Source organism: Candidatus Frankia nodulisporulans, from assembly GCF_902806475.1.
GTDB lineage: Bacteria > Actinomycetota > Actinomycetes > Frankiales > Frankiaceae > Frankia > Frankia umida.
In genome coordinates this window covers 1-3,686 of record NZ_CADCWS010000340.1, presented here as the reverse complement: position 1 = coordinate 3,686, position 3,686 = coordinate 1, and the positions used below count along the sequence as shown (strand labels likewise).

At 70.5% G+C, this 3,686-nt stretch carries 3 protein-coding genes and 3 pseudogenes; 2 read left to right on the top strand and 4 right to left on the bottom strand.

Going from position 1 to position 3,686, the window contains the following annotated elements:
- Positions 1-425: 425 nt before the first annotated feature.
- The 3 genes and pseudogenes from G6R24_RS19315 to G6R24_RS24265 form a co-directional block, all read right to left on the bottom strand.
- A complete protein-coding gene (locus G6R24_RS19315) occupies positions 426-794 on the bottom strand; it encodes a DUF5615 family PIN-like protein (RefSeq protein WP_163550594.1) in 369 nt (122 codons plus the stop codon).
- Positions 791-1,018, bottom strand: a complete 228-nt coding sequence (locus tag G6R24_RS19310; protein WP_163550593.1) for a DUF433 domain-containing protein — start codon at positions 1,016-1,018, stop codon at positions 791-793. The genes G6R24_RS19315 and G6R24_RS19310 overlap by 4 nt, the downstream gene beginning before the upstream one ends.
- A gap of 83 nt (positions 1,019-1,101) precedes the next feature.
- Positions 1,102-1,278: pseudogene (locus G6R24_RS24265) on the bottom strand (IS6 family transposase); the annotation flags it as partial.
- Positions 1,279-1,289: 11 nt separating this feature from the next.
- On the opposite strand from G6R24_RS24265, the pseudogene G6R24_RS19300 reads away from it, so the two are divergent.
- Positions 1,290-1,730 (top strand): annotated as a pseudogene (locus G6R24_RS19300) (IS6 family transposase); the annotation flags it as partial.
- Between the two features lie 122 nt (positions 1,731-1,852).
- Here G6R24_RS19300 and G6R24_RS19295 read toward each other — a convergent pair.
- Positions 1,853-2,092 (bottom strand): hypothetical protein, encoded by a 240-nt coding sequence (locus G6R24_RS19295; RefSeq protein WP_163550592.1) that lies wholly within the window; start codon positions 2,090-2,092, stop codon positions 1,853-1,855.
- A 420-nt stretch (positions 2,093-2,512) separates the two neighbouring features.
- Between G6R24_RS19295 and G6R24_RS19290 the strand changes: the two are divergent.
- A pseudogene (locus G6R24_RS19290) lies at positions 2,513-3,686 on the top strand (hypothetical protein); the annotation flags it as partial.

Sequence of the window (3,686 nt, the reverse complement as noted above, 5' to 3'; positions counted from 1 at the left end):
ACCTGACCAGTTACCGCAAGCCCACCCACGATCTTTATATCTGGATAAACAATTTTTAGTCGTACAAAACGGCAGGGCGGGGGTGGTATGTCCGAAGCGGGTCCGCGAGCCGAGTAGCGTCCTCACCCGATTACAAGACGAAAAACCGCGTATTTGAGCATACCGGAACGTGCCGCGCGGTGCCGCAAAATCCGAGGTCAGGGCGTTTTCCGTGCCGGAATGTGCCGGCCGATGCCGCGCCGTACCGGAGCATCCGCGCACACAATGCGCCCACACGCCGTTCGGATGCGGCGCACGACGCCACAGTATGACGGACATACCCAAACTTGCTGGACGGGGACGCACTCCGACTACGGTACGTAGCTAATCGCAGCCCGGCGTGGGACAAGCGCGGAAACCACGGGCCGGAGCGGGGGTAGCAGTATTCAGCGAAGCGGAAGCCGACGGACCCGCACGTGGGTGGTGCTGAGCGAGACGACGACGCCCTGTTCGAGGTCGGCTTCCAGTGCGGGCAGGTTCGCCAGCAGCAGGGCGGCTTGCGCGTCGGGCTTGAGCTGGTCGCCGGATCGGAGCAGGACCAGCGAGGGCGCGATGCCGCGGCTGAGCGCGAGCAGAGTGGTGAAGTCGCTGTCGGCCGAGATGATCGAACGTCTCTCGGTGACGGCGAACGTGCTGACCTCGGTGTCAGGGGAACCGCCGAGCCCGCGCTCGAGGACGTGTGTCGTGTCGATGCCCTTGTCGCGCAACAGTTCGGCGACCCGTGGGGAGAGGTTCTCGTCGACGAGAAACCTCATGCGGCGATAAACGGGCGCTCTTGCGGCATTGTCTCCGCGGCGAACGCGAGAGCTGCGAGCACGTCGTCGCGGGTGAGCGACGGGTAGTCGGCGAGCAGTTCCTCGACCGTCGAGCCAGCCGCGAGCTGGCCCAGCACCGCGGACACGGTGACCCGGGTACCGCGAATCGCCGGCGCGCCCGCCATGATGGTCGGGTCAGCCGTGATGCGGCCGGCGATGCTCATAGCCACAAGTCTACCGGCGAACCCTGGCGGCACTGTTGCATTGCGGGGAAGCTGGGCGTGCCAGCGACCGGGGTGACCGCCAGTCAGACAGCGGCGGCGAGTTCGGTAAACGCAGCGACCAGTCTCAGCTGCGGGCTGCTGTCGATCCCGAGTTTGTAGTGGCCGCGGCGGATGTTCTGGGCGCTGTTGCGTCCGGCCGGGGCATGCTCTCGGGCTGGCCGCCGTGCATGATCAGATGATGCGTCGAGGTGTGGCCGTTCCGCCGGTTCCGGTGTTGGAGTTCGTGGGGTTCCGGTTCCCGCCAGAAGTGATCGTTCTTACGGTTCGGTGGTACCTGCGGTTCGCCCTGTCCTACCGGGATGTCGAAGAGCTCCTCGCCGAACGCGGCCTCGAGGTCGACCACGTCACGATCTTCCGGTGGGTGCAGCGCTTCACGCCCTTGCTCGTGAACGCGGCCCGGCCCTGCCGGCACCAACCAGGCGACAGATGGTTCGTCGATGAAACGTACGTGAAGGTCGCAGGTCGCAGGACTTACCTGTACCGGGCGGTTGACCAGCACGGGCAGGTCATCGACGTCCTGGCCAGCACCCGCCGTGACCAGGCCGCCGCCCGCACGTTCTTCACCCAGGCGCTGTCCCACGGGCGCCGGCCGGTCGAGGTCACCACCGACAAGCCCCCGGTCTACCCTCGGGTCCTCGACGAGCCCCTTCCCTCAGGGAGATCCGATTGGCGGACGTTGGCCACCTGGTGAGATGGCGGCTATGACTCCCCATAGAGGCGAGGTCGTCGGTGGACGACCTCGCCAGGGGCGGCTTGTGCGCGCCGCGACCGGGGTCAGACGCGCTGGGCGTGCCGGCGCCACCGCCAGCCGATGAAGAAGGTGAGTGCGGACAGTGGCGCGAGCACGAGGCTGAGCAGGACTCCGTCGGTGTGAGAGCCGCCGTGGTCGGGTGCGGTCGCGATGAGGGCTGCGGCGGCTACCGCGTAGAGCGCGACCTGGATGCCGACCGCGAGCCGGGTGGTGGCGAACCGGCCGAGCAGCAGGCCGCCGAGCAGCGGAAGGATGGCGGACATGGGGACCTCCTGGGTGTAGACGAGGACGGCTGGCCGCGTGGTCGTGACCGCCGGTTCCCGGTCGTGCGGGGGGTGTTCTGGGGGTGAACTGTGCGCTGTCACCCGGGTCGTCCGCGTCCGTGCATGCGCGGGACTGTCCGCTCCGTGCCCACACGGAGGCGCAGTGGTGGCCGGGTAGGTGACCATGGCTGTGTGAGTGCAGACGGGCCATCGCGCGGGCGCAGTGGTGGGCGCGGATTTCTCGGGCGCCGGCCGGCGGGCGCCGGCGTGGCTCCACTGGTCGCGCATCGACCCCCGCGCGCTGGGGACGTGGAACGGATGGGCGGCTTCTGGCCGTCCTGGTCGCGGCGGGCGAGACCGGCCCCGGGTGTCGACGCGCGCTGGCGGCGGTGGATCGCGTGGGCTGTCGCGGCAGGGTCGGTGGCGGTCACGGTCACGGCGCTCGTCGTGGCGGTGTACGACGGCCTGACCTGGGGGCGGTTCGCCCGAGGCGATGCGGGGTTCTCCGTGGTGCTGGCGGTGACACTGCCGCTGCTGGGCGCTGCGATCGTCTATCGGGAGCCCAGCAACCGGCTGGCCTGGGTCTTCTCGATCGCCGGGGCGTCCAGAGCCCTGTTCGTCATGTCCACCGTGTGGGCCGACCACGTCTACGTCATCGGCCCGGGTACAGGGCCCGGCGGTCCAGTCGCCTCCTGGCTGTCCCTCTGGTCGAGGCTTCCAGCGCCGACGCTGGCGCCGCTGTTCCTACTCTGGTTCCCCGACGGTGGGCTGCCTCCGGGCCGACGCTGGCGGTTCGCGCAGGCGCCGGTCCCGGTTGGGCTCGCGGCCGTCGCGGTTGTGGCGGTACTGAGCTGGCCGTACCGCGGCCCGCGGACGCTGCCGGACGCGACGACCCCGCCCGGGGTCGTGCCGGCCATCGCGGGCGTCGCCTTCGCCGTGGCGGTCGGCGCCGTGCTGACCGGCCTGCCGGCGGGGCTCGCGAGTCTGATCAGCCGGCTGCGCCGCGCCGCGCCCGTGGTCCGCCAGCAGGTCAAGTGGCAGCTGTTCGGCGCCGCCGCCGGCGCCGTCCTGAACCTGGCCGGCGACATCGTCGCTCCGGGCGCCGGCCTCAACTTGGCCGGTACCCTGGCCGTCGTCGCCGCGATGCTTCTCGCCGTCGAGCGCTACCAGCTGTGGTACGTCGACCGGCTGATCAATCGCACCCTGGTCTACGGCTCGCTGACCCTGTTCGCCGCCGCCACCTTCGCCGGCTGCGCCGCTGGCCTCGCGCATGGGCGCAGCACCGCGGTCGCCGGCGCCACCCTCGCCGCCGCAGCGCTGGTCAGCCCCGCCCGGCGCACCGCCCAGGCAACGATCGACCGATGGTTCGACCGCCGACGGTTCGACGCGGTCGGCCGCGTCCGCACCTACGCCGACCGGCTCGGGACGGCCCCCGCCGCGCCCGGGGAGCTGCGCGGTGTACTTGCCGCCGCGTTGCGGGATCCCGAGCTGATCCTCCTGTTCACCCTCGCCGACGGACGCCTGGTCGACGCCACCGGCGCGCCCGCGACGCTCCCGGCGAGCGTGGTCTTGACCGGGTCGCCCGGTGGGTCGG